A 4,451-nucleotide genomic window follows, 5' to 3' on the forward strand; every position below is an offset into this window, starting at 1 on the left:
GGCCTGCCGCCCGGGCCTGCTGGGAGAGCTGGGCCTTCAGCTGGCGGGCGACCCCGGCCAGCGTGGCGGCGCTCGGCCAGCGTGCCGCCGGGTCCTTCGCCAGGGCCCGCTCGACCACCGCCCGGACCTGCGGCGGAATGTCGGCCGGCAGCGGACGGGGCGTCTCCCGCACGTGCCGCATCGCGATGTCGAGGGGATTGTCGCCCTCGAAGGGGCGTCGGCCGGCGAGGCACTGGTAGGCCACCACGCCGAGCGCGTAGACGTCGGACGCGGGCGTGGCGACGCCGCCGGTGGCCTGCTCCGGGGAGATGTACGAGGCCGTACCGAGCACCGAGCCGGCCGCCGTGAGCTGGGCGACCAGCTCCGAGCGGGCGATGCCGAAGTCGGTCAGCACGAGGGTGCCGTTGGGCCGGACCAGCAGGTTGCCGGGCTTCACGTCCCGGTGCACGATGCCCTTCACGTGCGCGGCGTGCAGCGCGTCGGCGGCCTGGGCGACCAGCGCCATCGTGCGGGCCGGGGTGAGCCGGCCGACCCGGGCCAGCGTGGCGGACAGCGCGTCGCCCTCGACGTACTCCATGACCAGGAAGGCGATCTGCTGGTCGTTGCCGAAGTCGTAGACGTCGACCACGCCAGGATGGTTGATGGTGGCCATGGTGCGGGCCTCGCCGCGGAAGCGCTCGGCGAAGTCGGGGTCGTCGAGCAGCGCGGGGAGCAGGCTCTTGACGGCGACCGTACGGCCGAGCACCTGGTCGGTGCCGCGCCAGACGTCGCCCATGCCGCCGCTGGCGATCCGCTCGTCCAGGCGGTAGCGGTTGCCGAGCTGCACCCCGGGGCTCAACATGTCAGCGGCCCCCCGGGTCGGTGATGGCGGCGCGCATGACCTGCCCGGCGATCCGGGCCGCCTCAGCGCTGCCACCGGGGCCGGCCTGCTCGAGCACCACGCAGACCGCGGAGACCGGCGTGCCGTTCTTGTCCAGGGCGAAGCCGATGAACCAGCCGTGGTCCGGCCGGTCCGGCGCGGACTGGGCGGTGCCCGTCTTGCCGCCGACCGTGTAGCCGTTGATCCGCGCGTTCTCGCCCGTGCCGTTCTTGACCACGCTGACCATCATGTCCCGCAGGTCACTGGCGACCTGGCCGCTGACCGGCTGCCGCAGCTCCTTCGGCTTGGCCGTGTAGTAGCTGGTGGTGCGGTCCGGGGCGAGCAACTGACGGACCAGGTACGGCCGCATCTGGCTGCCGTCGTTGGCCACCGCCGCAGCGATCATGGCGCCCTGGAGCGGGGTCATCCGCACGTTGTTCTGGCCGATCGAGGACTGCGCCAGCGCGGCCGGGTCGGTGCTGCCGTCCGGGTTCTGCATGTCCCCGGTCCGGCTCGCCGCCACCGGGTGCCCGCCCTTGTCGACGCGGCCGACGGTGAGGTCCTCCTGCTCGAAGCCGAACTGCCGGGCCTTCTCCTTGACCTTGTCCGCGCCGAGCCGGACGCCGAGCTGCGCGAAGCCGGTGTTGCACGACTCGGTCACCGCGTTCATCAGGGTGACCTCGTCCTCAGGGCAGATCGACGGCGCCGCGTTGCGGATCGGGGAGCCCGAGGTGGGCGGCGTGTAGCTGGCACCGGCCGGGATCCGGGTCTCCTGACCGACGCCGTTCTCCAGCGCCGCGGCGGCCACCACGATCTTGAAGGTGGAGCCCGGGGGCAGCACCTCGCCGAGGGCCCGGTTCTTCAGCGGACCCGCCGGGTCCTGCTCCAGCTTGTTGTACGCGGCCGTCGCCTCGTTGGTGCTGTGGCTGACCAGCGGATTCGGGTCGAAGCTGGGCATCGAGACCAGCGCCTGCACCGCCCCGGTACGCGGGTCGACGGCGATCGCCGCGCCCCTGGCGGCGTCGACCCGGTTGTTGCGCAACTGCTCGAACGCCGTGTTCTGGGCGCCCTTGGAGACCGTGAGCAGCACGTTGCCGCCGCCGGTCTGGTCGCCGGTGAACATGTCCTTGACCCGGTTGGCGATGAGCGCGTCGCTGGTGCCCGCCAGGAAGTCGTTCTCGAACTTCTCGATGCCGGTCTCGGCGAGGTTGACCGGCTTGTAGCCGAGCACGTGCGCGTACCTCGCCCCGCCGGGGTAGCTGCGCTGGAACTTCAGCTCGCCGTCGGTCTCCTTGCTGACCGCGAACGCGGTGCCGCCGGCCTCGATGTTGCCGCGCTTGCGGTCGTACTCGGCGACCTGGACCCGGCCGTTGTAGTCGCTGGTGCGGTACTCGTCGGCCTTGTAGGCCTGGATCCAGTTCAGGTTCGCGAAGAGCAGGCCGAAGAGGACCATGACGACGATGCCGACGCGGCGCAGGGGTGCGTTCACGGCTTGATCACCTCCGTGGGGGCACCGTGCAGCTGCTCCGGTGGGCCGCCGGACGGTCGGGCCGCCTTGCCGCCGGCGCCGGTGACGGACCGGCGGGCGCCGTCGGAGATCCGGAGCAGGACCGCGATGAGCAGCCAGTTGGCCATCAGCGAGGAACCGCCGGCGGAGAGGAACGGGGTGGTCTGGCCGGTCAGCGGGATGAGCTTGCTGATCCCGCCGACGATCACGAAGACCTGGAGCCCGAGGGTGAACGCCAGGCCGCCGGCCAGCAGCTTGCCGAACGAGTCCCGCACCGCCAGCGCCGCCCGCAGCCCGCGCTCGACGATCAGCAGGTAGACGACGAGCAGCGCGGAGAGGCCGAAGAGCCCGATCTCCTCGCCGATGCCGGCGAAGATGAAGTCGTTCTGCACCTCGGGCAGCAGGCCCGGCTGGCCGCCGCCCGGGCCCGCGCCGAACAGGCCGCCCGTGCCGAGGGCGAGCAGCCCCTGCACGAGTTGGTAGCCGTCCTCGTACGGGTCGGCGAACGGGTCCAGCCAGATCTGCGCGCGCAGGTAGAAGTTGGCGAACGGCCCGCCGACCACTTCCCCCAGCACGTACGCCAGGTAGACGCCGCCGAAGAAGAGCACCAGACCGATGAGCAGCCAACTGACCCGCTCCGTGGCGATGTAGAGCGTCACCACGAACATGCCGAAGTAGAGCAGCGAGGTGCCGAGGTCCTTCTCGAAGACGAGGACCAGGACGCTGATCAGCCAGACCACGACCACCGGGCCGAGGTCGCGCCCGCGCGGGAAGTCGATGCCGAGGAACCGGCGGCTCGCCAGCGACAGCACCTCGCGCTTGCGCACCAGGTAGTAGGCGAAGAAGACCAGCAGGGCCAGCTTGGCGAACTCGCCGGGCTGGATGGAGAAGCCCCCGACCCGGATCCACAGCTTCGCGCCGTTGATCTCGGAGAACCGGCCGGGCAGCACCGCCGGGATCATCACCAGCACGATGCCGGCCAGCCCCAGCGTGTACGCGTAGCGGGACACCGAGCGGTGGTCGCGCATGAGGGCGAGCAGGCCGGCGGCGAGGACGACCGAGGCGAGCGTCCAGGCGAGTTGCCGGCCACCCGTGCCGGCGAAGATGGCCAGGTCCTCCCGCTCGGCGGGCGCCGCGTTGCCCAGGTCGAGCCGGCGCAGGAAGCCCACTCCGATCCCGTTGAGCAGGGCGACCGCCGGCAGCAGGGCCGGGTCGGCGAAGGGTGCCAGGAACCGGATCACCAGGTGCAGGCCGAGGAACACGGCGGTGAGCGCGGCGGCCGGCATCCAGAAGTCGGCCGTGATCGTGTCGAGCACCTTCGCCTCGACCATCGCCCCGTACGCCGCCACCAGCGCCATGGCGACCAGCAGCAACGACAACTCGGCGTTGCGCCGGGACCGGGCCAGGCGTACGCCGGGCTGCTCGCCCGTGGTGGCGGGCGAGGGTGCCGGAAGGGCCGCTGCGGTCACGGAACGTCCTCGGATCGAGCCGCGCCTACTCCGGCGACCGGCACGCGGCGGGGTCGAGCGCCGGCGAGTCGGTGTCGGAGGGCGGGGCGTCGGGCGTGGTGGTCGGCGCGGCCGGCGTGCTCGGTCGACCGCTGACCGGGGCGCTCGCGCTGGCGGTCGGGGCGGGCGACACCGGGCCGGTGGTCGGCGTCGGGGCGGTGGTGACCGCGGCGGCGCTCGGGCTGGGGCTCGGCGGGCAGATGGGCTTGAGGTTCGGGTTCATCGGGTTGTCGCTGGTCAGTTCGGCCAGCCGACGCTCGGCGTCGGGCTCGCTCTTGGCCGGGATGCCCTGCTTGACCTGCTCCTGGGCGGCCAGTGTCAGGTCTTCGAGGTCGGCCGAGCTGGTGGAGTGCACGGTCGACAGGTCCATGCCGGCGATCTCGCCCTGGATGCCCCGGAACACGGCGACCTGGCCGTTCTCGGTCGCGCCCACGTAGTACTGGCGCTGGGTGTAGCTCCAGCCGCCGAAGACCGCGCCGCCCACGAGGACCAGCAGCGCCACCGAGATCGCGGCGGCCCGCACCGGACGACGCCTCGGGCGCTCCGACTCGTCGTCGGCGCCGGCCGACGGCTCCTC

General features: G+C 72.3%; 3 protein-coding genes and 1 pseudogene. All 4 read right to left on the bottom strand.

The features are described from left to right. Positions 1 to 841: serine/threonine-protein kinase (locus tag AB0B91_RS64235; protein WP_358342826.1), on the bottom strand; the 841-nt coding region annotated here is incomplete at its 3' end. 1 nt (position 842) lies between these two features. Continuing rightward, positions 843 to 2,348: a penicillin-binding transpeptidase domain-containing protein gene (locus tag AB0B91_RS64240; protein WP_089002729.1), complete on the bottom strand. Its 1,506-nt coding sequence runs from the start codon at positions 2,346 to 2,348 to the stop codon at positions 843 to 845. Further along, complete coding sequence (locus tag AB0B91_RS64245) at positions 2,345 to 3,835, bottom strand: FtsW/RodA/SpoVE family cell cycle protein (RefSeq protein WP_089002730.1); 1,491 nt, start codon at positions 3,833 to 3,835, stop codon at positions 2,345 to 2,347. Before AB0B91_RS64245 ends, AB0B91_RS64240 begins: the two co-directional genes overlap by 4 nt. 25 nt (positions 3,836 to 3,860) lie before the next feature. Further along, a pseudogene (locus tag AB0B91_RS64250) lies at positions 3,861 to 4,451 on the bottom strand (hypothetical protein); the annotation flags it as partial.

This window comes from Nonomuraea sp. NPDC049141, assembly GCF_040648415.1.
Taxonomy (GTDB): Bacteria; Actinomycetota; Actinomycetes; order Streptosporangiales; family Streptosporangiaceae; genus Nonomuraea.